The following is a 23,158-nucleotide window of genomic DNA, read 5'->3' as shown; positions in this document are numbered from 1 at the left end:
TAACTCGTGGAGGTTCGTCATGTCGGAACTGCCCCCGCCGCGCACTCCGCAGCTTGAACCGGCGGCAAAGGAACTCGTCGACGCCACCGCGCCCCACCCGCGCATCTACGAGGTCCCACCGGCCCAGGGGCGTGACATCCTCGCCGGTCTGCAGCAGGGCGAAGGAGTGCCCAGGCCGGACATCGACGAGGCCTGGGCCGAGGTCGACGCCGGCCAGTGGGGAACCGTCCGCGCCCGTATCGTCAAGCCCAAGGGCGCCGTCGGCCCGCTGCCGGTGATTCTCTACATCCACGGCGCCGGCTGGGTCTTCGGCGACGAGAACACCCACGACCGCCTCGTACGGGAACTGGCCGTCGGAGCGGACGCGGCCGCCGTGTTCCCCGTCTACGACCGGGCCCCCGAAGCCAAGTACCCCACGCAGATCGAACAGAACTACGCCGTCGCCCAGTGGCTTCTCGCCCACGGCGCCGATCATGGGCTCGACGCCTCACGCCTGGTCGTCTGCGGCGACTCCGTCGGCGGCAACATGTCCGCGGTCTTCGCCCAGATGGCCAAGGACCGCGGCGACATCCGGGTCACCGCGCAAGTGCTGCTCTACCCGGTCACCGACGCGAACTTCGACACCCCGTCCTACCGGCAGTTCGCCGAGGGCTACTACCTGACCCGGGACGGAATGATCTGGTTCTGGGACCAGTACACATCCGACGACTCGCAGCGCAAGGAACGCTACGCGGCCCCGCTGCTCGCCTCCCTCGACGACCTCAAGGGCCTCCCGCCCGCGCTGGTGATCACCGACGAGGCCGATGTGCTGCGCGACGAGGGCGAGGCCTACGCCGCCCGCCTGCTGGAGGCAGGCGTCCCGGTCACCGCCGTGCGCGTCCTGGGCATCGTGCACGACTTCATGATGCTCGACAGCCTCCGCGACTGCTACGCCACCAAGGTGGCCCGCAAACTCGCCATCGACGCCGTCGGAAACGCCCTGCACGGCGACTGAACGGGCGGCGAAGGCCCGATGAGGAGGAAACCGGATGCAGGGCCCCGGCCCGTGGAAGCGCTGTGGGACTGGCAGCAACGGGCCGCCTGCCGCGGCCTGGGGTCCTACTTCTACTCCCCGCAAGGGGAACGTGGCAGGTCGCGGCGGGCCAGAGAACAGCGCGCCCTGGCGATCTGCGCGCGCTGCCCGGTCCTGGAGGCCTGTGGCGCCTTCGCCCTGGGGGCTCATGAACCCTACGGCGTGTGGGGCGGGATGACCGAGAGCCAACGCCGGCAGATCCTCGAGTCCGACGGCACCGACACCGGCCTCAATGCCACTGGTTGAGACCGGCGCCGGTACACCCCGTCACGGAGGGCCCGCGAGATTCCACGCGTCGCGAGACGTGAACCAGCTCTCAGATGTATTCCACCGCCGCGTCCAGCAGCCAGTCCGTCAGATAACCGGCGAAGGACGAGCGCACCAGGACCCAGAAACCGGCCCTGGGTTCCTCGCGGGCGACCAGGACGACCTGGGTGCGGGCCAGCGTCGTCTGGGCGCAGCGGCCGGGGCCGAAGGCGCGCGGGTGCAGGTCCAGCGGGCAGCCGTGGGACAGCAGGTCGCGGGCGCGGGGTCCCGCGACGAGGACGGTGGTGCGCTGGGCGGAGACATCGGTGACGGAGACGGGTTCGTCCCCGGCCGCCGAACGGATCCGGCTCTCCAGGTCCCGCTGGTCGCCGGGCCTGCCCACCACCAGCCATTCGTCGGGACCGAGCCACAACGCGGTCAGGTCCTCGGTTCGTACGACGGTGTTGGGTTCCAGGGGCAGTTGGAACCCCAGGGCGAGTCCGACGGCGTCGGCTGCCGCTCCCTTGGCGTCGAGGCGGACGTTGACCTGGGCCAGGAAGGGTAGTTCGGCCAGACGGATCGCGCCTGCGGAGGAGCGTGTGACGGCGGCCAGGCCTTCGGCGACGTCCGCCAGGGGGCTGCGGGGCTGTGCGGTCAGGGCGGTGTCAGCCATCGCGGCGGGCTCCCTCGGGGTCGTAGAGGACGGGGCTTGCGACGATCACCGGGAGCAGCCGGCCGCCCACCGGTGCGTAGAGACGTTCGCCGATGCGGTCCCGGCCGCCCTTGATCAGGGCGAGGGCGAAGGTCCGGCCGAGCGCCGCGCTGCGGTAGCTGGAGGTGACATGGCCGAGCATCGGGACGGGCGGGGCGGGCAGCACGCTGTCGGCGACCAGATGGGTGCCTTCGGGAAGGAACGCGTCCGGGTCCTCGGGGAGCAGGCCGACGAGGTGCTTGCGGTCGGGACGGACAGTGTCGGCGCGGGCGTAGGAGCGCTTGCCGATGAAGTCGGGCTTCTTCTTCGACACCGCCCAGCTCATGCCCAGATCGTGCGGGGTGACGGTGCCGTCGGTGTCCTGGCCGATGATCGGGTAGCCCTTCTCGGCCCGTAGGACGTGCATGGTTTCGGTGCCGTACGGGGTGATGCCGTACGGGGCGCCGGCCTCGTACAGCGCCTCCCACAGGGCGAGGACGTCCCAGGGCGACACGTTGATCTCGTAGGCGAGTTCGCCGGAGAAACTGATCCGGCACACCCTGGCCTCGATGCCCGCGACGGTCGTCTCCCGCCATGCCATGAAGGGAAAGCTGTCGTTGTCCACCGCCAGGTCGGGCGCGAGCGAGCCGAGGACCTCGCGAGAGCGGGGGCCGACCAGGGCCACGGTGGCCCACTGCTCGGTGATGGAGGTGCAGTGGACCCTCAGTTCGGGCCACTCCGTCTGCAGCCACTCCTCCATCCAGTCAAGTACGGCGGCCGCATTGCCCGTGGTGGTGGTGACCAGGAAACGGTCCGGGGCCAGGCGGATGACGGTGCCGTCGTCGAAGACCATGCCGTCCGGACGGCACATCACGCCGTAGCGGATCATGCCGACCTTCAGGGTGCTCATCATGTTGGTGTAGAGCCGGTCGAGGAAGACGGCGGCGTCCGGGCCCTGTACGTCGATCTTGCCGAGGGTGGAGGCGTCCATGAACGCGACGCTCTCGCGGGCTGCCCGGCACTCGCGCAGCACCGCGGCCTCCATGTCCTCGCCGTCCTGCGGGTAGTACCAAGGACGCTTCCACTGGCCGACGTTCTCGAACAGGGCACCGTGCGCAACATGCCATGGGTGCAGGGCGGTCACCCGGATCGGGTCGTGCAGCGCGCCGCGGTCGCGGCCGGCGAGGGTGGCGAAGGAGACGGGTGTGTACGGCGGCCGGAACGTGGTCGTGCCCAGCGCGGAGATGTCGACGCCGAGCAGTTCGGCGACGATACCGCTCGCCAGGACCCCGGAGGTCTTGCCCTGGTCGTTGGCGGTGCCGGCCGTGGTGTAGCGCTTGGTGTGCTCCACCGAGCGCAGACCGGCACCGGTCGCCCGGGACAGGTCGTCCACGGTGACGTCGCGTTGGAGGTCGACGAAACGGGGGGCGCCGGCGGGGGCCGGGAGGGTGAACACCTGCATGGGTGGCGACTGCGGCTGTGCGGTCACTGCGGGGAGGGCGGGCGTCTCGGGGGTGTACCCCTCCGCCTCGATCGCGCGGGCCCCGGCGGCCGCTCCCTGGGCCAGGACCGTGACCAGGTCGAGTGCGCCGGTCACGCTGCCTGCGACCTCCACCGCCTGGCGGCAGGTGTCGGGGACGAAGGAGCCGAGCGCCTCGTCGTGGCGGAGCTTTCCGCCTGCCTGGCTGAAGAGGTGCGCCACAGGGTTCCAGCCGCCGGAGACCAGAAGGAGGTCGGCGGTGAACTCCCGCTGACCCGCGGGCTCGCCGTACGGCGCGACCCGCACGGCGGTGAGCCGCGTGTCGCCTTCCGTACCGGTGACGGCGTGGCCGGTCAGCACCTCGATCCCTGCCTCGCGGGCACGGCTCGCCCAATCCCCGGGCTCGGGCCTCGTGTCGACGATGGCGGCGACCTGGACGCCAGCCGCAGCGATGTCCAGCGCGGCGGCGTAGGCACTGTCGTTGGTGGTGAGGACGACCGCGCGGCGCCCGGGCAGGACTCCGTACCGGTTGACGTAGGTCCGGGCCGAAGCGGCCAGCATCACGCCGGGGCGGTCGTTGTCCGCGAACGCCAGCGAACGCTCGTGGGCACCGGTGGCGAGCACGACGCGACGGGCCCGGATGCGCCAGACGCGCTCACGGGAGACGTTCTCGGGGGCCTCGGCGCCGAGGTGGTTGGTGCGGCGCTCGACGGCGAGGAGGTGGTTGTCGTCGTAGTGGCCGAAGACGGTGGTGCGGCGCAGTACGCGTACCTCGGGGGCGGCGTCGAGCAGCGCGCCGGTCGCCTCCACCCAGTCGAGGTGTTCACCCGTGCCGAGCAGGCTGCCGCCGAGCTCCGGCTGGTCGTCGGCGAGGATGACGCGGGCGCCGGAGCGCGCGGCGGCTGCCGCGGCGGCGAGACCGGCCGGGCCGGCGCCCACGACCAGCAGGTCGCAGTGGGCGTGTACGGCGTCGTAGCGGGCCGGGTCGGGCTCGGTGGCGAGGCGGCCCTGGCCGGGGAGGCTGCTTGCGGCCAGGCCGTCGTGGAGCTCGATCGTTGTCGCCGGGAGCATGGGCTCCGGGAACGGTTCCTCTATCTGGACGACCGCGTTGGGCTCCTCCACGCCCGCGGAGAAGATGCCTCGGGGGCGGCCGAGCTTGATGCTGGTGGCCGCTTGGATGACGCCGTTGGCGAGGAGGGCGGAGGCGAGGGTGTCGCCGCGGTAGCCCACGTACTGGGTGCCGTCGAAAGTGAAGGTCAGGGGTGCGCTTCGGTTGACTCGGCCGCCGGCGGGCAGGCGGAACGGCTGGTTGTTTTCCCCCACCCCACCCCTTCCCGTAACCAGGGGCCCGCCCCTGGACCCCGCTGGGGGCTCCGCCCCCAGACCCACGTCGCCCTGAACGGGCTCGTCCTCAATCTCCCCCAAGCTCTCTGCTTCGCTCGAGCAGGGGGGACCCCCATGACGGGCTGATGGTGCCGGACCTGGCTGGGTGATGGACGGACGCCGCAGTTCCGTAACGGCCGGACGCTCCTCCCCCGCCCGGTACACCGCCAGGATCTCGTTCGTCGCCGTGTCCCGCACCGCGTTGAACCAGCGGCGGCAGCCCGCCGTATGGCTCCACCGCTCGGCGAACGGACCCTTGGGGTTGTCGCGGAAGAACAGGTAGCGCGCCCACTCCTCGTCGGTGAGGGCCGCGTTGTCCTCGGGATACGGCACGTGCGCCTGGCCACCGTAGTGGAACTCGACCTCGTCGCGGGGCCCGCACCACGGGCAGGGGATGAGCAGCATGGGTTCGGCTCCCTAGTGGGCCACCGCGGCCGCGCCGTGCTCGTCGACGAGCGCGCCGGTGGTGAAACGGTCGAGCGAGAAGGGGGCGTTGAGGGGGTGGGGAGTGTCGTGGACGATGGTGTGGGCGTAGACCCAGCCGACACCCGGGGTGGCCTTGAAACCGCCCGTTCCCCACCCGCAGTTGAGGTAGAGGCCGTCGACCGGAGTGAGGCCGACGATGGGCGAGGCGTCGGGGCTGACGTCCACGATGCCGCCCCAGGTGCGCAGCACATGGGCGCGGGCGAAGACCGGGAAGAGTTCCAGGGCGGCTGACATCTGATGTTCGATGATGTGGAACGCGCCGCGCTGGGTGTAGGAGTTGTAGGCGTCGATGCCCGCGCCCATGACCAGTTCGCCCTTGTGCGCCTGGCTGACATAGACGTGGACCGCGTTGGACATGACGACAGTCGGGTGGACCGGCTCCAGCAGTTCGGAGACCAGCGCCTGCAACGGGTGGCTCTGAAGCGGGAGTTCGATGCCCGCCATGGCCGCCAGTACCGAGGTGTGGCCTGCTGAACAGAGAGCCACCTTGCCCGCCGCGATCGGGCCCAATGTCGTCTGTACGCCGACTATCCGGCCGCCGACCACGTCCAGGCCGGTGACCTCGCAGTTCTGGATGATGTCGATGCCGGCCGCGTCGGCGGAGCGGGCCAGGCCCCACGCCACGTAGTCGTGCTTGGCGATGCCGGCGCGCGGCTGGTAGGTGCCGCCCAGCACCGGGTAGCGCACGTCCGGTGAGATATTGACGATCGGGCAGACCTCTTTGACCTGCTCGGCGTCGAGCCATTCGGCGTCCACTCCGTTGAGCCGGTTGGCCTCGACGCGGCGCACGCTGTCGCGGACGTCCTGCAGGCTGTGGGCGAGGTTCAGCACACCGCGCTGGGAGAAGAGGATCGGGTAGTCGAGCTCCTCCTCCAGTCCCTCCCACAGCTTCAGCGCGTGCTCGTAGATGCCGGCGCTCTCGTCCCACAGGTAGTTGGAGCGGATGATGGTGGTGTTGCGGGCCATGTTCCCGCCCCCGAGCCAGCCCTTCTCCAGGACCGCGACATTGGTGACGCCGTGGTTCTTCGCCAGGTAGTGGGCGGTGGCAAGGCCGTGGCCGCCGCCACCCACGATCACCACGTCGTACGACCGTCTGGGCTCGGGCGTGCGCCAGAGCCAGTCGGGGTGGTCGGGGAGGTCGGCGCCGGGGGTGCTGGGGCTCATCGGACGTCTCCGTCTTCCGAAAGGTGCGGGTAGAGCGGGTGCTTGGCCGCAAGTGCCTCTGTACGGGCGCGCAGCGCGGCCACATCCGGGCCGGGTTGGAGGGCCAGCGCGATCACGTCGGCGACCTCGGCGAAGTCCTCCTCGGTGAAGCCCCGGGTGGCCAGCGCCGGGGTGCCGATGCGCAGCCCCGAGGTGACCATGGGCGGGCGCGGGTCGAAGGGGACGGCATTGCGGTTGACGGTGATGCCGATCTCGTGGAGCAGGTCTTCGGCCTGACGGCCGTCGAGCTCGGAGTCGCGCAGGTCGACCAGGACGAGGTGGACGTCCGTGCCGCCGGTCAGCACCTTCACTCCGGCAGCGGAGGCGTCCGGCTGGGTGAGGCGCTCGGCGAGGATGCGGGACCCCGCGAGCGTGCGGGCCTGCCGTTCGGCGAACTCGGGTGACCCCGCCACCTTGAAGGAGACCGCCTTCGCGGCGATCACGTGCTCCAGCGGGCCGCCCTGCATACCGGGGAACACCGCCGAGTTGATCTTCTTGGCGAGGTCGGCGTCGTTGGTGAGGATGACTCCGCCGCGGGGACCGCCGAGCGTCTTGTGTGTCGTGGTCGTGACCACGTGTGCGTGCGGGACGGGGCTGGGGTGCAGTCCGGCCGCGACCAGACCCGCGAAGTGCGCCATGTCGACCATGAGGTAGGCGCCGACCTCGTCGGCGATGCGCCGGAAGGCCGCGAAGTCCAGCTGCCGCGGGTACGCCGACCAGCCCGCGATGATCATCTTGGGGCGGTGTTCCTTGGCGAGGCGTTCGACCTCGTCCATGTCGACGAGGTTGTCGGCCTCGGCGACGTGGTACGGCACGACGTTGAGCATCCTGCCGCTGTAGTTGATGCGCATGCCGTGGGTGAGGTGCCCGCCGTGCGCGAGGTCGAGGCCGAGGATGGTGTCGCCGGGCTGGAGGAGGGCGAAGAAGACGGCGGTGTTGGCCTGGGCGCCGGAGTGCGGCTGGACATTGGCGAAGCCCGCCCCGAAGAGGGACTTGATGCGTTCGATGGCCAGCCGCTCGGTGACGTCGACGTGTTCGCAGCCGCCGTAGTAGCGACGGCCGGGGTAACCCTCGGCGTACTTGTTGGTGAGGACCGATCCCTGGGCCTCCATCACCGCGGAGGGCGCGAAGTTCTCGGAGGCGATCATCTCGAGAGTGGACTGCTGGCGGTGCAGCTCTGCGCGGAGGGCGGCGTGGACCTCGGGGTCCAGCTCCGCCAGCGGGATGTTCAGCGCGTTCATACGGAGTTCGCGTTCCTCTCGGCGGCCTCGACGACATTGGCGAGCAGCATCGCTCGGGTCATGGGACCCACGCCCCCGGGCATCGGCGCGAGCCATCCGGCGACCTGGGCGGCGTCCGGGTGCACATCGCCGACCAGCCCGTGGTCGGTGCGGGTGATGCCGACGTCCAGGACCGCCGCGCCGGGGCGCAGCATGTCCTTGGTGATCAGTCCGGGCGAGCCGGCCGCCGCGACGACGATGTCCGCCTCGCGTACGTGCCAGGCCAGGCCCTTGGTTCCGGTGTGACACAGCGTCACGGTGGCGTTCTCGGACCTGCGCGTCAGCAGGAGTCCGATCGGCCGACCTACGGTGATGCCCCGCCCGATCACGCACACCCGGGCCCCGGCGATCGGCACGTCGTACCGGCGGAGCAGTTCGACGATGCCGCGCGGGGTGCAGGGCAGCGGGGCCTCGACGCCCAGGGTGAGACGGCCGAGGTTGACGGGGTGCAGGCCGTCGGCGTCCTTGGCCGGGTCCATGCGTTCCAGGACGGCGTTCGCGTCGAGGTGGCGCGGTAGCGGAAGCTGGACGATGTAGCCCGTGCAGGCCGGGTCGGCATTGAGTTCGTCGATGACGTCCTCGACCTGCTGCTGTGTGGCGTCGGCGGGCAGTTCGCGGCGGATGGAGGCGATGCCGGCCTGTGCGCAGTCGCGGTGCTTTCCCGCGACATACGCGTGGCTGCCGGGGTCGTCGCCGACCAGGACGGTGCCGAGGCCCGGGGGGCGGCCGTGGTCGGCGGTCAGCTTGGCCACGCGCTCGGCGAGTTCGCGGCGGATGACGGCGGCGGTCGCCTTGCCGTCGAGGGGCTGTGCGGTCACCGGCGGTGTTCCTTCCCTCGAAGCTCTCGCGGTGTACTAACCACGCAGGCGGGACATGGTCGGGTCGAACAGGGGCTCCTCGGCGACGACCGCCTCGACGCGCTGGTCGAAGTAGCCGATGTGCAGTGTGGTGCCGGTGGTGGCGAGCTCCGCCGGGAGCCATGCGTAGGCGATGCCCTTGCCGATGGTGTAGCCGTAGGCGGCGCTGGTGACATAGCCGACGGCGCGGTCGCCGTCGTAGACCGGCTCCTTGCCCATGACGACGGCCTGCGGGTCGTCGATGGTGAGGCAGGCCAGCTTGCGCCGCACGTCGGACTTGCGCCGTTCGAGGGCGGCCTTGCCGATGAAGTCGTCCTTGTCGAGCTTGACGGCGAAGGCGAGGCCGGCTTCGTAGGGGTCGTGCTCGTAGGTCATGTCGGTGCCGAAGGAGCGGTAACCCTTCTCCAGGCGCAGGCTGTTGAAGGCGCCGCGGCCCGCGATGACTCCGCCGAGCGGCTCGGCCGCCTGCCACAGGGTGTCCCACAGCTTCAGGCCCAGGTCGGCGGTGGTGTACAGCTCCCAGCCGAGCTCACCGACGTACGACAGGCGCATCGCGGTGACCGGGACGGAGCCGATGTGGGCGCGCTTGGCGCGGAAGTACTTCAGGCCCTCGTTGGAGAAGTCGTCGTCGGTCAGCGGCTGCAGGACGTGGCGGGCGAGCGGCCCCCACAGGCCGATGCAGCAGGTGCCGGGGGTGATGTCGCGTACGGTGACCGAGTTGTCGGCGGGCAGGTGGCGCCTGAACCAGTCGAGGTCCACATTGCCGTTGGCGCCCACCTGGAAGAGGTCGCGGGCAAGCCGGGCGACGGTGATGTCGCTGCGGATGCCGCCGTCGTGGTCCAGGAGGAGGGTGTATGTGACCGACCCGACCGACTTGTCGACCTTGCCGGTGGACAGTCGCTCCAGGAACGCGGCGGCGCCGGGGCCGGCGACCTCGAGGCGCTTGAGGGCCGTCATGTCGTACAGGGCCACGGTCTCGCGGGTGGCCTGGGCCTCGGCGCCGACGATGGGCGACCAGTACTGTGCGGCCCAGTCGTTGGGGGTCGGGATGCTGCGGCCCTCGACGAGGGAGGCGTTGGCCTCGTACCACTGCGGGCGCTCCCAGCCGTTCGCTTCCAGGAAGAACGCGCCGCGTTCCTGCTGGCGGGCGTAGAAGGGGCTGGTGCGGATCGGGCGCGGGTGCCCGGACGGCTGGAGCGGGTGCAGGATGTCGTAGACCTCGACGAAGTTCTGGCAGTCGCGGGCCAGGACGTACTCCGGGGACAGCTGGTGCGGCTCGAAGCGGTTGACGTCGCACTCGTGCAGGTCGAAGGAGGAGCAGTAGCCGTCGACCAGCCATTCGGCGACGGCCCGGCCGACGCCCGCGGAGTGGGTGACCCAGACCGCCTCGGCGACCCAGAAGCCCTTGACGTCCGGGGATTCGCCGAGGAGGGGCAGACCGTCGGGGGTGAAGGAGAAGAGGCCGTTGATGCCCTCCTCGACCTTGGCCTCCCTGGTCGAGGGGAGCAGGGACTGGGTTTCCGTCCAGGCGTCCTCGAAGTCCTCCTCGGTGAACTTCAGGACCGAGGGCATCTGGTCGGCATCGTCGACGGAGAGGATGTCGTCCGCGGAGATGGGCATCGGGCGGTGGCCGTAGTAGCCGATGCCGAGGCCGTCGAAGCGGTCGCGGTAGTAGAGGTCGGCGTCCTGGTGGCGCAGGATCGGCCGTACCGCTTCCTCGGTCTGGCCGGCGAGGGCCGGTATCGGGCCGGTCCAGGCCAGTTGGTGGGCGAGCGGGGTGAGCGGGAGGTCCATCCCGACCATGCGGGCGATCTTCGGACCCCAGATGCCGGCGCAGCACACGACGATGTCGGCGGGGATCTCGCCCTGGTCGGTCAGGACGCCGGTCACGCGGCCCTCGCTCTGCTGAACGTCGAGGACTTCGTGCCGGGCGAGGAAGCGCACGCCCCTCTCGGTGGCACGGCGGATCTGTGCCTCGACGGCCAGTACAGCCTTGGCGAGGCCGTCCGTCTGTACCAGGAGGCCGCCGAGGACCCTGTCGCGGTTGACGAGCGGGTGCTGCTCGACGCACTCCTCGGGGGTGAGCAGACGCGCCTCGATGCCCCAGGCGGTGATCCAGCCGTGGCGGCGGCGGAGTTCGGCGAGCCGCTCGGGGGTGGTCGCCACTTCGAGGCCGCCGACCTGCAGGAAGCAGGGCTTGCCGTCCACGTCGAGAGAGCAGAACTTCTCGACGGTGTAGCGGGCCAGTTCGGTCAACGTCTTGGAAGAGTTCGTCTGGAAGACCAGGCCCGGGGCGTGCGAGCTGGAGCCGCCGGTGGCGGGGAGCGGGCCCTGGTCGACGACGGTCACTTCGGTCCAGCCTCGCGCGGAGATCTCGTCAGCGAGGGCCGCTCCCACGACGCCCGCTCCGATGATGACCACTCGGGGTCCCGCCATCGCCGCACCTCCGAATTCAAAACCAGTTCCAGTTGCTGTCTGCGCAACATGATTCAGGTTGCGCAACTCAATGTGCCTGCCGCGGGGAGGGGTGTCAAGGGGGCGCATGACGTCGGTGAACAGCCCGAAACACCGAGGGGCCCGGCAGGCTGTGCCGGCAGCCTGCCGGGCCCCTCCGGGGGTCTTTTCGGGGTCGCTGACGCGTCGTCGCTCCGCAGCCGGTCCGTGGATCTCGGGTGACGCGGATTGCCGGGTCACGGATGTGCCGGGAGCGCCGACGGCCTGGCGACCGTCGCCCCCATGTGGCCCGAACGGCAACCACGCGCGGATGCCGGGATACGCCTCGTCCGTGTCTCGGCCTTCCGCCGCCCACAAGTCACTCAGCCCGTCCGCGCCGTCGGCACGGCATACGCGCCCCGGCGCTCGCTGCGGCAGTCGGGGTGGTCCTGGAGCGTGCAGCTGCGAGCGCCCGAACCGGTGCTCCAGCTCTCCCGGTTCAGGATCCGCGAACGGCGGTCCGGGCAGCGCGGAAGGACTCCGTCTCCGGCCGGGAGCCGGAGACGGAGTCCTGGCGCCGCCCGATGGCTACTTCTTCAGCCAGGCGTCGACCTTGGCGCGGTTGGCGTCGACCCACTTCTTCGCCGCCGCGTCGTCCGACATCTTGTCCTGCGCGATGTACTTGGCCACGACGTTCTGGTCTTCGTTCGTCCAGTTGAAGTTCTTCACCAGGTCGTACGCCGGGCTGCCCGACTGGGCGAACTTCGAGCTGACGATCTTGTCCAGGTCGTACACGGGGTAGTCGCAGGCGACCTTCGCGGCTACGGCGTCACATCCCGTCGTGTACTTCGGCAGGGAGACCTTCACCAGCGGCACCTCGGACAGGAACCACTGCGGCTCGTAGAAGTAGCCGATCACCCATTGCTTGCTCTTCTCGGCGGTCCGGAAGGCCTGGATGAGCGCGGTCTCGCTGCCCGCGTACACCACCTTGAAGTTCAGCTTCAGGTTGTTCACCAGCGCCGCGTCGTTGGTGACGTACGACGGGTCGCCGTCGAGCAGTTGGCCCTTGCCGCCCGACTCGGAGGTCTTGAAGTTGGATGCGTACTTGTTGAGGTTCTCCCACTTCGTGATGTCCGGGTGGGCCTTGGCCAGCCACGGCGGCACGTACCAGCCGATGACGCCCTTGTTGCCGGTCTGCCCGGCCTCGACGGCCGTCTTCTGCCCGGTGATGTACTTCTTCTTCAGATCGTCGTGGCCCCAGTTCTCCAGGACCGCGTCGACCTCGCCAGTCCCGAAACCCTGCCAGGCGATCTCTTCCTTCAGGTCCTTCTTCTTGACCGTACAGCCGAGGTCGTGCTGCGCGACGTATGCGACGACCGCCGCGTCCGCCTCGTAGCCAACCCACGGGTTGACGGCGAGGTTGAACGTCCCGCACTTGCCGCCCGAGCTCTTCGAGCCGCCCGCGGACGAACTGTCGCCGACCTTCGCCCCTCCGCACGCCGTGAGGGTGAGGCCGAGGACCGCCAGGCCGGCCGCGCCGGCTCGCCAGTGTCTTGCCATGGTGTCCTGCTCCTTATGCGCTGGTGCGTCGCGCCGCAGCCTGAGTGATCCGGTCGAACATGACTCCGAGCAGTACGATGGCGAGTCCCGCCGCCAGCCCCTTTCCGTACAGCTCTCCCTGCGAGAATCCGGCCACTACGTCGTAGCCGAGGGCGCCGGCACCTACCAGGCCGCCGACGACAACCATCGACAGCACATAGATCAGGCCCTGATTGATCGCGAGAGTCAGGGCGCTGCGTGCCATCGGCAGTTGAACCTTGGTGATGATCTGCCAGGTGTTGCACCCGGCGGAGGTGGCCGCCTCCACGATGGTCGCCGGGACGTTCCGCACCCCGTCCGCGATGATCTTGATCGCGACAGGCGCCGCGTAGACGACGGCCGCCACGATCGCGGTGAAGCGCGTGGCGCCGAAGAGCGCGAGGAACGGCACGAGATAGACGAACGGCGGCATGACCTGCGCCGCGTCCAGGGTGGGCCGCACGATCCGGTCCACCAGGGAGTTGCGTCCCATCCACACGCCGAAGGCGATGCCGAACAGCATCACCAGCACGGTCGCCACCACGGTCGAGGCCAGCGTCGTCATGCTGTCCGACCACACTCCCGTGCCGACCAGCAGACCCACGCACACGGCCGCCGTCACTCCGGCGCGCCATCCGCCGAGCACCACGCCGAGGCCGACCAGGATGGCGCCTACCAGCCACCACGGGGAGTCGGTCAGCAGCGTCTGGAAGGGGTTGAGCAGGCCGTTGGTGATGGCGTCCCGGAAGGCGTTGGTGAGGCCGGACAGATGGTCCTGCAACCAGTTGGTCGCGGTGTCCGCCGCACTCGCGATGGCGCTGCCGGTACCGCCCTGGCCCGGGAACTCGGCCGCCCAGACGTAGGTGTGCGACAGGTACACCAGCACCGCCGTGACAACTCCGCCCGCGATGAGCAGCGGCCGCCGCCAGGCCAGGAAGCGGCTGCCCGAGCGGCGGGCCGCCTCCTCGCGCCCGGCCGCCGCCGTGGTGACCCGGTCGAGCACGATGGCCATGATGACGATGGCGAGGCCGGCGTTGAAGGCCGTTCCGACGTCGAGCGACTGCAGAGCCTGGACGACGGTCTTGCCGAGGCCGGGTGCGTCGATCAGGGCAGCGATGGTCACCATGGCGAGGGCGGCCATGATGGTCTGGTTGACGCCCATGACCACGGTGCGCTTGGACATCGGCAGCAGGACCTTGAGGAGTTGCTGCCTTCGTGTCGAGCCCAGCGAGTCCGCCGCCTCGACGGTGGTCTCCGGTACGGAGCGGATGGCGTGCGCGGTGATGCGGATGGCGGGCGGTGCCGCGTAGATCAGGGTGGTGATCGTGGCGGAGGCCGGTCCGATGAGGAAGAACAGGGTCAGCGGGGCGAGGTAGACGAAGGTCGGCATCGTCTGCATGAAGTCCAGGAAGGGCGTCATGATCCGGTTGAACCGGTCGGAGATCCCGGCCCACACACCGAGGGGGATGCCGATGAGCAGCGCCACGAAGACCGCCGACAGGGTCAGCGCCAGCGTGTCCATGCTCTCCTGCCACAGGCCCTGCAGCCCGAGGAAGGTGAAGCCGGCCACGGCCAGCAGGGCGACCCGCCAGTTGCCCACGGCCCAGGAGACGTAGCCGGTCAGTCCGACGACGCCGAGCCAGCCGATCTGCGGGACCGGGCGGCCGCCCGTGGGCTGGGAGATCAGCGACTGGATGAAGGTCACCAGGTTGTCGATGACCAGGCGGATCTCATTGAAGAAGTAGAGGAAGATCGGGTTGGAGTTGCGGTCGGCGCCGATGGCGTCGTTGACGTCGTTGAACCAGCGGTGCAGACCGGTGAGGTCGGCCGCCGCGAGGGTCAGCGTCTGCCTGCCGCGCAGCACGGCGAAGAGCACCAGCCAGGCGATCAGGATGGCCGCCACCACCATGGGGCGGCTGACCTTCTTGCGTACGGTCGCGACCGGCGCGGTCGCGTCGGCGGCGACGGCCATCACGCACCGCCCTCCTGCCCGGCGACGACGGCGAGGATCTCCTCGTCGCCGACGATGCCGAGCAGTTTGCCGTTCTCGACGACCTTGACCGGCTTCTCGGCGGCCAGCACCGCCCGGGTGGCCTCGCGTACGACGACGTCCGGACCCAGCTCGGGGCCGCCGAGGTCGTCGTCGGGCTCCGCGGGTCGCATGATCCAGCGCAGGGTCAGCACGTCGCCGCGCGGCACGTCCTTGACGAAGTCCCGTACGTAGTCGTCTGCGGGGGCGCCGACGAGTTCGTCGCCAGTGCCGCACTGGACCATCTTGCCGTCGCGCATGATCAGGATGCGGTCGCCGAGCTTGAGCGCCTCGGAGAGGTCGTGGGTGATGAAGACCATGGTCTTGCCGACCTCGTGGTGCAGACGGATGACCTCGTTCTGCATGTCACGGCGGATCAGCGGGTCGAGCGCGGAGAACGGCTCGTCGAAGAAGAGGACGTCCGGGTCGCCGGCGAGGGCGCGGGCGAGACCGACACGCTGCTGCATGCCGCCGGAGAGCTGGTCGGGGTAGGAGTTCTCGTATCCGGCGAGGCCGACCAGTTCGACGACCTCCAGCGCCCGCTTGGTGCGCTCGGCCTTGCCCATGCCGCGGATCTCCAGGCCGAAGGCCACGTTGTCGACGACCTTGCGGTGGGGCAGCAGGCCGAAGTGCTGGAAGACCATGGAGAACTTGCTGCGCCGCAGGTCGCGCAGCCGCTTGGCGTCGGCGCCGCGGATGTCCTCGCCCTCGAAGACGAGCTCACCGGAGGTGGGTTCGATCAGTCGGGTCAGACATCGCACCAGCGTGGACTTGCCGGAGCCGGACAGACCCATGACGACGAAGACCTCGCCGGGCGAGACCTCGAAGTTCACGTCGCGTACGGCGGCGGTGCATCCGGTGCGGTCCATGAGCTCGCGGCGGGTCAGCCCGCACAACTCCTCCGATTCCGGCACCTGGTCGGCTTTCGGCCCGAACACCTTCCACAGCCGGCGAACGGAGATGACCGGGGTCCGGTCCGAAACCTGGGACGTGCCGCGCCGCTGCGACACCTCGGTCTGTGTTGGGGTCACGATCGACCTCTTTTCGGCGTTCAGCCGCTGAACCAGTGCTGCGGCCGGGGTTGGATGTTCTGCCAGATGTGCTTTGGCTCTCGGTATTCGTCGAGGCCGGTCGGTCCCAGCTCCCGGCCCACACCCGAGTGCCCGAAGCCACCCCATTCCGCTTGCGGCACGTAGGGGTGGTAGTCGTTGATCCACACCGTGCCGTGGCGCAGTCGGCGGGCGACCCGTTGGGCCTTGCCCGCGTCCTGCGTCCAGACGGCACCGGCCAGTCCGTACTCCGTGTCGTTGGCGATACGGACGGCGTCGTCCTCGTCGCGGAAGCGCTCGACGGTGAGCACCGGACCGAAGGACTCCTCGTGCACCACGCGCATGTCCTGCCGGCACTCGTCGAGGACGGTCGGCGGGTAGTAGAAGCCGTTCGCCAGCGCGGGGTCGTCGGGGCGTTCGCCGCCGCAGCGCAGTACGGCGCCCTCGGCGAGTCCGGCCGCGACATACGCCTCGACCTTCTCCCGGTGCTGTGCGGAGATCAGCGCTCCCGTCTCGGCCTCGGAATCGAAGGGCCCGCCGAGGCGGATGAGCCGGGCGCGGCGTACGACCTCGTCCACGAAGGCGTCATGGAGCGAGTCCTCGACTATCAGCCGGGCGCCGGCCGAGCAGACCTGCCCGGAGTGCAGGAAGACCGCGGTGAGCGCGAAGTCCACGGCGGTCTCGAAGTCGGCGTCGGCGAAGACGACATTCGGGTTCTTGCCGCCGAGTTCCAGCGCGACCTTCTTCACCGTCGCCGCGGCGGTGGCCATGATGCGCCGCCCGGTCTCGAGGCCTCCGGTGAAGGACACCATGTCGACGGCCGGGTCCTCAGACAGGGGCGCGCCCACCTCGGCTCCGGCGCCCAGGACGAGATTGGCGGCACCGGCCGGGAGTCCCGCCTCCTCCAGGGCCCGCATCAGCAGGATCGAGGTGGAGGGCGTGAGCTCACTCGGCTTGAGCACGACGGTGTTGCCCGCGAGGAGGGCGGGGGCGACCTTCCACGATGCCTGGAGGAGCGGGTAGTTCCAGGGGGTGATCAGTCCGCAGACGCCGACGGGCTCGTAGGTGACCCGGCTGAGGGCGTCGTCGCGGCCGGTGTCGACCACCCGGCCTGCGCTGGTTCCGGCGATGCCACCGTAGTATCGGAAGCAGGAGACGACGTCCGCGATGTCGTACTCGCTCTCGACCAGGCGCTTGCCGGTGTCGAGCGACTCGGCCCGGGCGAACTCCTTGGCGTCGCGTTCGATGATGTCGGCGGTGCGCAGCAGCAGTGCGCCCCGCTCGCGCTCGGGGGTGTGCGGCCAGGGGCCGTCGTCGAAGGCCCGCCGGGCCGCGGCGATCGCCGCTTCGGTGTCGGGGCGCGTGCCCTCGGACACCGTCGCGACGACCGTGCCGTCCGCCGGACAGCGGATCTCACGATGGCCGCCGGCCACCGGCTCACGCCATTGTCCGTCCACATACAGATCTGCCACGCGCCGAGCCCTTCGACCGGGAATGCGTTGCGCATCGTGCATTGAATTGCTTGTGGAGGAACCCTGGCCGACGGGCCGACGTACGTCAAGGGGTCGCGGAGATTTCACAAGGGCCGAAGGGCCCTCTCTTGACCGCCGCCCCTCCCAGGCCGACTATGTTGCGTATCGCTCACCAAGTTGTGTATTACGCACCAACACGGAGGCCTGTGCATGTCCCCTAGACCGCATCCCGGCCGTGAGTACGTCCTCACCCTCTCGTGTCCGGACACGGCCGGACTGGTTCATGCCGTGAGCGGCTTTCTCGTCAGAAACTCCGGCAACATCCTCGAGAGCCAGCAGTTCGACGACCGACTTCAGGACCGTTTCTTCATGAGGGTCCACTTCGACGTTTCCGATCCAAACGTCGATCTGGAAACACTTCGTTACCGATTCGGTCCGGTCGCCGAGGCCCACGGGATCTCCTGGACCCTCCGGGACGCCTCGACCCCGACCCGGACGCTCATCATGGTGTCCAAGTTCGGCCACTGCCTGAACGATCTGCTCTTCCGCAGCCGCACCGGTGCCCTCAACATCGAGATCCCGGCCATCGTCTCCAACCACCGGGACTTCGAGGGACTGGCGGAGACGTACGGCATCCCCTTCCACCACATCCCGGTGACCAAGGCCACCAAGACCGAGGCCGAGGCGCGCCTGCTGGGGCTGGTGCAGGAGCTGAACGTCGACCTCGTGGTCCTGGCCCGCTATATGCAGATCCTCTCCGACGACCTGTGCAAGGAGCTGGAGGGCCGCGCCATCAACATCCACCACTCATTCCTGCCCAGCTTCAAGGGCGCGCGCCCCTATCAGCAGGCGTACGAGCGCGGGGTGAAGCTGGTCGGCGCGACGGCGCACTATGTGACGCCGGACCTGGACGAGGGGCAGATCATCGAGCAGGACGTGGTCCGGGTGGACCACTCCCTCGACCCCGACGACCTGGTCACGGTCGGCCGCGACGTGGAGGCGCAGGTGCTGGCCCACGCGGTGAAGTGGCACACCGAGAGCCGCGTCATGGTGGACGGCAACCGTACGGTGGTCTTCCGCTGAGAGCAGTGCACTAAGGGCCGGGCGGGGCTGGATTCCAGCCCCGCCCGGCTTTTGTATACGAGGGTACGGACTCGGGCGGCACCTTTCGGCCACGCTTCGCCGAGTTCAGCCGATCCGGTCAAGGAGCGCTCGGCGCCACCTCTCGGTCTCCGCTATCTGGTTGAACGTGAACAGGTGCAGGCCCGCCACCCCCGCCGACGGTGCCGTGAGCGCCTCCGCGCTGCGTGTGAGCAGCCTCTCCGGCACATACCCCCCGGGCGTCGCGAACCGCAGAAACCACGAGGCGTGTTTGGTCAGAAAACGTGTGGACTCCCCCACCCCGATCTTCGTCGCCATGGAGAGCAGCTTCGCCCGCTGCACGGGCCCCGCGACGCCCACGTGCACGGGCAGGGTGACGTCCCGGCGCCGTATCCGCGCGATCCAGTCGCCGAGCACTCGCGGATCGAAGCAGAGGTTGCTGACGATGTACGTGGCGTGCGCCCGCTTGTCCCACATCGCCTGGATGGTGATGTCGTCGTGGATGAGCGGATGGCTCTCCGGATAGCCGGTGATCCCCATCTCGGCGAAGGGCCTGCCCAACTCGCTCAGCCTCCGCAATACCGGCAGCGCTCCGTCGTACGCCCCGGCCGGCGGATCGGCGTCGCCCGCCGGGACGAAGACGTCGTCGACGCCCGCCGCGCGCAGCCGGTCGACGATGTCCTTGAGGTGCGCGTCGTCCCGCAGCAGCCGTGCGGGCACATGCGGGACGACGCGATAGCCGGACGCCGCGAGCCTCTCGGTGAGGCCGAGCGTCGGCTCCAGGCCCTTGACCGGCGACGCCGTGACCGTGACCACGACGTCGCGCGGGACATGGGCGAGGACCTTCTCCTCGGTCGACCTCGCCGGCAGCACCTCGTAGCGGACGCGGCCGAGCAGCGTCCGCAGGACCTCGGCGCCCAAGGCCTACCCGGCCTGCTTCTGGGCGTCGCGGTGGCGGTAGTACGCGGCCTTGGAGGGGGCCTGCGGCTCCTTGCCGAGGATCAGGTCCGCCGCCTTCTCGGCGATCATCATCACGGGTGCGTAGATGTTCCCGTTGGTGACGTAGGGCATGACCGAGGCGTCGACGACGCGCAGTCCCTCCAGGCCGTGCACACGCATGCTCAACGGGTCGACGACGGACATCTCGTCGGTGCCCATCTTGCAGGTGCACGAGGGGTGCAGCGCGGTCTCGCCCTCCTTGGCGACCCAGGCGAGGATCTCCTCGTCGGTCTCGACGGAGGGTCCGGGCGAGATCTCGCCGTCGTTGTACGGGGCGAGCGCGGGCTGGTTGAGGAGCTTGCGGGCCACGCGGATCGCCTCGACCCACTCCCGGCGGTCCTGGTCGGTGGAGAGGTAGTTGAAGCGCAGCGCCGGGTGCTCCCGCGGGTCCTTGCTCTTGATCTTCACGGAGCCGATGGCGTCGGAGTACATGGGCCCGACGTGCACCTGGTACCCGTGGCCGCCCGACGGCGAGGAGCCGTCGTAGCGGACCGCGACAGGCAGGAAGTGGAACATCAGGTTGGGGTAGTCCACATCCTCGTTGCTGCGGGCGAAGCCGCCCGCCTCGAAGTGGTTGGTGGCCGCCGGCCCCTTTCTGAACAGCCACTGCAGCCCGATGAAGGGGGCGCGCCACTTCGCCATGTACGGCTGCATGGAGACGGGCTGCTTGCAGGCGTACTGGACGTACACCTCCAGGTGGTCCTGCATGTTCTCGCCGACGCCCGGCAGGTCGTGGACGATGTCGATGCCGAGGGCGGCCAGTTCCCTGGCGTTGCCGACGCCGGAGAGCTGCAGCAGCTGCGGGGAGTTGATGGCGCCGCCGCACAGGATGACCTCGCCGGCCCGGACCTGCTGCGGCGCGCCGCGCCCGCGCCGGTACTCGACGCCGACGGCGCGCTTGCCCTCGAAGAGGACACGGGTGACCAGGGCGCGGGTGACGACGCTGAGGTTGGGCCGCTTCATGGCGGGCTTGAGGTATGCCTTCGAGGCCGAAAGACGGCGCCCCCGATGGACATTACGGTCAAACGGCGCGAAACCCTCCTGCCGATAACCGTTGACGTCGTCGGTGCGGGCGTAACCCGCCTCCTGGACGGCCTCGAGGAAGGCGGTGAAAAGCGGGTTCGTGGCGGGGCCGCGCTCGAGGACGAGGGGGCCGTCATGGCCGCGGAACTCGTCGTCGGGGTCGGCGGCGAGACAGTTCTCCATCCGCCGGAAGTACGGCAGGCAGTGCGCGTAGTCCCAGGTCTCCATCCCGGGGTCGGCGGCCCAGCGCTCGTAGTCCATGGGGTTGCCGCGCTGGAAGATCATGCCGTTGATACTGCTGGAACCGCCCAGCACCTTGCCTCGGGCGTGGTAGATGCGTCGGCCGCCCATGTGGGGTTCGGGCTCGGACTCGTACTTCCAGTCGTAGAAGCGGCTGCCGATCGGATAGGTCAGCGCCGCGGGCATGTGAATGAACACGTCCCACGGGTAGTCGGACCGCCCCGCCTCCAGCACCAGCACCCGGTTACCGGGGTCGGCCGAGAGTCGGTTCGCCAGTGCGCTGCCGGCCGATCCGCCGCCGACGATGACGAAGTCGTAGTGCAGAGGAGCCATGGTGCCTCGTCTCGCTCGCGCCGTAGATACGCGAGGCATGCTAGTACGAGTAGCGCCATACGCACCAGGTTGCGGTCCACGCAACTTGCAAGGTCCCGGTTTCATCCTGGTTACTTGCGTTGGCGTTGTTTACTGCGCGTATAGTTTCGTCATGAGCAACTACAGTCCGGATACCGAAACGAACGGCTCGGGGGCCGGTGGCGTACAGTCCGTCGACCGGGCCATCAGCGTGCTCGAGATCCTGGCCCAGCGCGGCGAGGCAGGCGTCAGCGAAGTGGCCGCCGAGATCGATGTTCACAAGTCCACCGCATTCCGCCTGCTCGGCGCCCTGGAGGCGCGCGGTCTCGTGGAGCAGTCGGGCGAGCGCGGCAAGTACCGGCTCGGCTTCGGCATCGTACGCCTGGCGGGCGCGGTAACGGGACGGATCGACATCACTCAGCAAGGACGTCCGGTCTGTGAGCGCCTGGCCGAGGAGATCGGCGAGACCGTCAACATCGCCGTGATGCAGGAGCACTACGCGATCAACCTCTACCAGGTGCGCGGTACGGCGGCCGTCACCGCGCACAACTGGGTCGGCCAGCTGACCCCGCTGCACGCCACGTCCAGTGGCAAGATCCTGCTGGCCTACCTCCCGGCCAAGGAGCGCGCCGCGCTGCTGTCGGAGGCCGGCCTGAAGAAGGTGACCCCGCACACGCTGACCTCGAAGGTCAAGCTCGAGAAGAACCTCGCCGAGGCCAGGGAGCGGGGCTATGCCTGGACGCTGGAGGAGCTGGAGATCGGGCTGCACGCCATGGCCGCACCCGTCCGCGACCGGGACGGCGAGGTCATCGCGGCGATCAGCGCCTCCGGTCCCTCGTACCGGTTCACCGAGGAGCGTATGCACGAGCTCGCTCCGGTGCTCGTCAAGGGCGCGGAGGAGATCAGTCACCGGATGGGCCACCTGGGCTGAACGCTCCGTCCACGGACACGGGAGCGCAGGACGCAGGGCGTCGGAGCACACGGGGGCGCCCGCGCAGGCCGCACGGCGGCGAGCGCGGGCCCCGGGTGCATGCCCCGTGACTACGGCTGCCGGGTGCCGAGGCGCTCGTGCACCCAGTCGTGGAAGGCGCCGATGTGGTGCTCGCTCGGCACGAGCACACCGCCCTTGGCGTACAGCCGGGAGCTCATTCCTGGCTGGGTGCGCTCGCAGGCATCGAAGTCCTGGCGGTTGACGCGGTCGAAGAGCTCCACGGACCGGCTGACGTCCTTGCCGCTCTCCACCACTCCGGGGAGGTAGAGCCAGTCGCACTCGACGACCGTGCGGTCGGCGGCCACCGGGTACATACGGTGGAAGATCACATGGTCGGGCACGAGGTTGATGAAGACCTGCGGCTTGATGGTGATCGCGTAGTAGCGGCGGTCCTGATCCTCGGAAACCCCGGGGATGCGGTCCAGGCCCTCGGAGCCGTCGACGGTGAAGCCCTGGATCTCCTCACCGAACTCGGCACCGTGGCCGACGTAGTACTGCGCGGCGTAGCCGTCCGCGAACTCCGGGAGCACCTCGGTGAGTTCGGGGTGGATCGTGGCGCAGTGGTAGCACTCCATGAAGTTCTCGATGATGAGCTTCCAGTTCGCCTTGACGTCGTAGACGATCCGCTTGCCCACCGAGAGGTTGGCTATGTCGTAGTGCTCGATCGACTCCACGTCGCCGAGGCGGGTGATGACCTCGCCGATGACGTCCTCTTCGAAGGAGGGCGGGTTCTCCGCAAGGCAGACCCAGACATAGCCGAGCCATTCGCGGACGGCCACGCTCACCAGGCCGTACTCGGTGCGGCCGACGTCGGGCATCTTGGTCAGGTTGGGCGCCGCCACGAGCTTGCCGCTCAGGTCGTAGGTCCAGGCGTGGTACGGGCACTGGAAGGCGCGCTTGACCTCGCCGGTCTCCTCCGTGCAGAGCTTGGCCCCACGGTGCCGGCAGACGTTGAAGTAGGCGCGGATCGAGTTGTCGCGGGCACGGGTGACGAGGATGCTCTCGCGGCCCACGTCGACGGTGCGGAAGGCGCCGGGCTTCGGCAGGTCGGAAGCGCGCGCGACGCAGAACCACATCGTCTCGAAGATGCGCTCCTGTTCCTGGGCGAAGATGCCCGGATCCGTGTAGGAGGAGCCGGGGAGGGTGGCGATGAGGCTGTCCGGCAGGCTGGTCGAGGTCACGGTGCACTCCTCG

Annotated in this window: 17 protein-coding genes; 4 read left to right on the top strand and 13 right to left on the bottom strand. The window is 69.4% G+C overall.

All coding sequences use genetic code 11. The annotated features are described in order from the left end of the window. Nucleotides 1-19 precede the first annotated feature (19 nt). Both ABT186_RS32065 and ABT186_RS32060 read left to right on the top strand, forming a co-directional pair. Complete coding sequence (locus tag ABT186_RS32065) at nt 20-994, top strand: alpha/beta hydrolase (RefSeq protein WP_351231410.1); 975 nt, start codon at nt 20-22, stop codon at nt 992-994. An 18-nt stretch (nt 995-1,012) separates the two neighbouring features. Then, nucleotides 1,013-1,318: a WhiB family transcriptional regulator gene (locus ABT186_RS32060; RefSeq protein ID WP_351928043.1), complete on the top strand. Its 306-nt coding sequence runs from the start codon at nt 1,013-1,015 to the stop codon at nt 1,316-1,318. Between the two features lie 70 nt (nt 1,319-1,388). Here the strand turns inward: ABT186_RS32060 and ABT186_RS32055 are convergent, their stop codons facing one another. The 10 genes from ABT186_RS32055 to ABT186_RS32010 all read right to left on the bottom strand — a co-directional run bounded on the left by ABT186_RS32055 (nt 1,389) and on the right by ABT186_RS32010 (nt 17,259). Beyond that, nucleotides 1,389-1,991: a sarcosine oxidase subunit gamma gene (locus ABT186_RS32055; protein WP_351231408.1), complete on the bottom strand. Its 603-nt coding sequence runs from the start codon at nt 1,989-1,991 to the stop codon at nt 1,389-1,391. Beyond that, nucleotides 1,984-5,277 carry a sarcosine oxidase subunit alpha family protein gene (locus ABT186_RS32050; RefSeq protein WP_351928041.1) on the bottom strand — a complete coding sequence of 1,098 codons (3,294 nt, stop codon included), beginning with the start codon at nt 5,275-5,277 and terminating at the stop codon, nt 1,984-1,986. Before ABT186_RS32050 ends, ABT186_RS32055 begins: the two co-directional genes overlap by 8 nt. A 12-nt stretch (nt 5,278-5,289) precedes the next feature. Continuing rightward, nucleotides 5,290-6,522 carry a sarcosine oxidase subunit beta family protein gene (locus ABT186_RS32045; protein ID WP_351928039.1) on the bottom strand — a complete coding sequence of 411 codons (1,233 nt, stop codon included), beginning with the start codon at nt 6,520-6,522 and terminating at the stop codon, nt 5,290-5,292. Then, entirely contained in the window at nt 6,519-7,802 is a 1,284-nt protein-coding gene (glyA, locus tag ABT186_RS32040; protein ID WP_351231402.1) for a serine hydroxymethyltransferase, read from the bottom strand. The genes ABT186_RS32045 and glyA overlap by 4 nt, the downstream gene beginning before the upstream one ends. After that, on the bottom strand, nt 7,799-8,659 hold the full coding sequence (locus ABT186_RS32035) for a bifunctional methylenetetrahydrofolate dehydrogenase/methenyltetrahydrofolate cyclohydrolase (protein ID WP_351231400.1): 861 nt from the start codon (nt 8,657-8,659) through the stop codon (nt 7,799-7,801). The genes glyA and ABT186_RS32035 overlap by 4 nt, the downstream gene beginning before the upstream one ends. A 36-nt stretch (nt 8,660-8,695) precedes the next feature. Beyond that, a complete protein-coding gene (locus tag ABT186_RS32030) occupies nt 8,696-11,134 on the bottom strand; it encodes a GcvT family protein (RefSeq protein ID WP_351928037.1) in 2,439 nt (812 codons plus the stop codon). A 585-nt stretch (nt 11,135-11,719) separates the two neighbouring features. Next, nucleotides 11,720-12,691 carry an ABC transporter substrate-binding protein gene (locus ABT186_RS32025; protein WP_351229721.1) on the bottom strand — a complete coding sequence of 324 codons (972 nt, stop codon included), beginning with the start codon at nt 12,689-12,691 and terminating at the stop codon, nt 11,720-11,722. 13 nt (nt 12,692-12,704) lie between these two features. After that, on the bottom strand, nt 12,705-14,681 hold the full coding sequence (locus ABT186_RS32020) for an ABC transporter permease (protein WP_351928035.1): 1,977 nt from the start codon (nt 14,679-14,681) through the stop codon (nt 12,705-12,707). Then, entirely contained in the window at nt 14,681-15,769 is a 1,089-nt protein-coding gene (locus ABT186_RS32015) for a quaternary amine ABC transporter ATP-binding protein (RefSeq protein ID WP_351229717.1), read from the bottom strand. The genes ABT186_RS32020 and ABT186_RS32015 overlap by 1 nt, the downstream gene beginning before the upstream one ends. A 20-nt stretch (nt 15,770-15,789) precedes the next feature. After that, on the bottom strand, nt 15,790-17,259 hold the full coding sequence (locus tag ABT186_RS32010; protein ID WP_351229715.1) for an aldehyde dehydrogenase family protein: 1,470 nt from the start codon (nt 17,257-17,259) through the stop codon (nt 15,790-15,792). A 210-nt stretch (nt 17,260-17,469) separates the two neighbouring features. Between ABT186_RS32010 and purU the strand changes: the two genes are divergently transcribed. Next, the gene (purU, locus tag ABT186_RS32005) at nt 17,470-18,342 is read left to right on the top strand and encodes a formyltetrahydrofolate deformylase (RefSeq protein ID WP_351928033.1); all 873 of its coding nucleotides are present in this window, start codon (nt 17,470-17,472) and stop codon (nt 18,340-18,342) included. Nucleotides 18,343-18,447: 105 nt separating this feature from the next. Here the strand turns inward: purU and ABT186_RS32000 are convergent, their stop codons facing one another. Both ABT186_RS32000 and betA read right to left on the bottom strand, forming a co-directional pair. Continuing rightward, a complete protein-coding gene (locus ABT186_RS32000) occupies nt 18,448-19,281 on the bottom strand; it encodes a methylenetetrahydrofolate reductase (RefSeq protein WP_351928031.1) in 834 nt (277 codons plus the stop codon). Nucleotides 19,282-19,284: 3 nt separating this feature from the next. After that, the gene (gene betA / locus ABT186_RS31995; protein WP_351229709.1) at nt 19,285-20,955 is read right to left on the bottom strand and encodes a choline dehydrogenase; all 1,671 of its coding nucleotides are present in this window, start codon (nt 20,953-20,955) and stop codon (nt 19,285-19,287) included. A 151-nt stretch (nt 20,956-21,106) separates the two neighbouring features. On the opposite strand from betA, the gene ABT186_RS31990 reads away from it, so the two are divergent. Next, nucleotides 21,107-21,904 (top strand): IclR family transcriptional regulator, encoded by a 798-nt coding sequence (locus ABT186_RS31990; RefSeq protein WP_351229707.1) that lies wholly within the window; start codon nt 21,107-21,109, stop codon nt 21,902-21,904. Nucleotides 21,905-22,014: 110 nt separating this feature from the next. Here ABT186_RS31990 and ABT186_RS31985 read toward each other — a convergent pair whose 3' ends face one another. Further along, nucleotides 22,015-23,145: an aromatic ring-hydroxylating oxygenase subunit alpha gene (locus ABT186_RS31985; protein ID WP_351229705.1), complete on the bottom strand. Its 1,131-nt coding sequence runs from the start codon at nt 23,143-23,145 to the stop codon at nt 22,015-22,017. Nucleotides 23,146-23,158 lie beyond the last annotated feature (13 nt).

The organism is Streptomyces sp. NPDC001634 (assembly GCF_040298185.1).
Taxonomy (GTDB): Bacteria; Actinomycetota; Actinomycetes; order Streptomycetales; family Streptomycetaceae; genus Streptomyces.
Note: the sequence above shows the minus strand (reverse complement) of the source record. Positions and strands in the feature narration are given on the sequence as shown.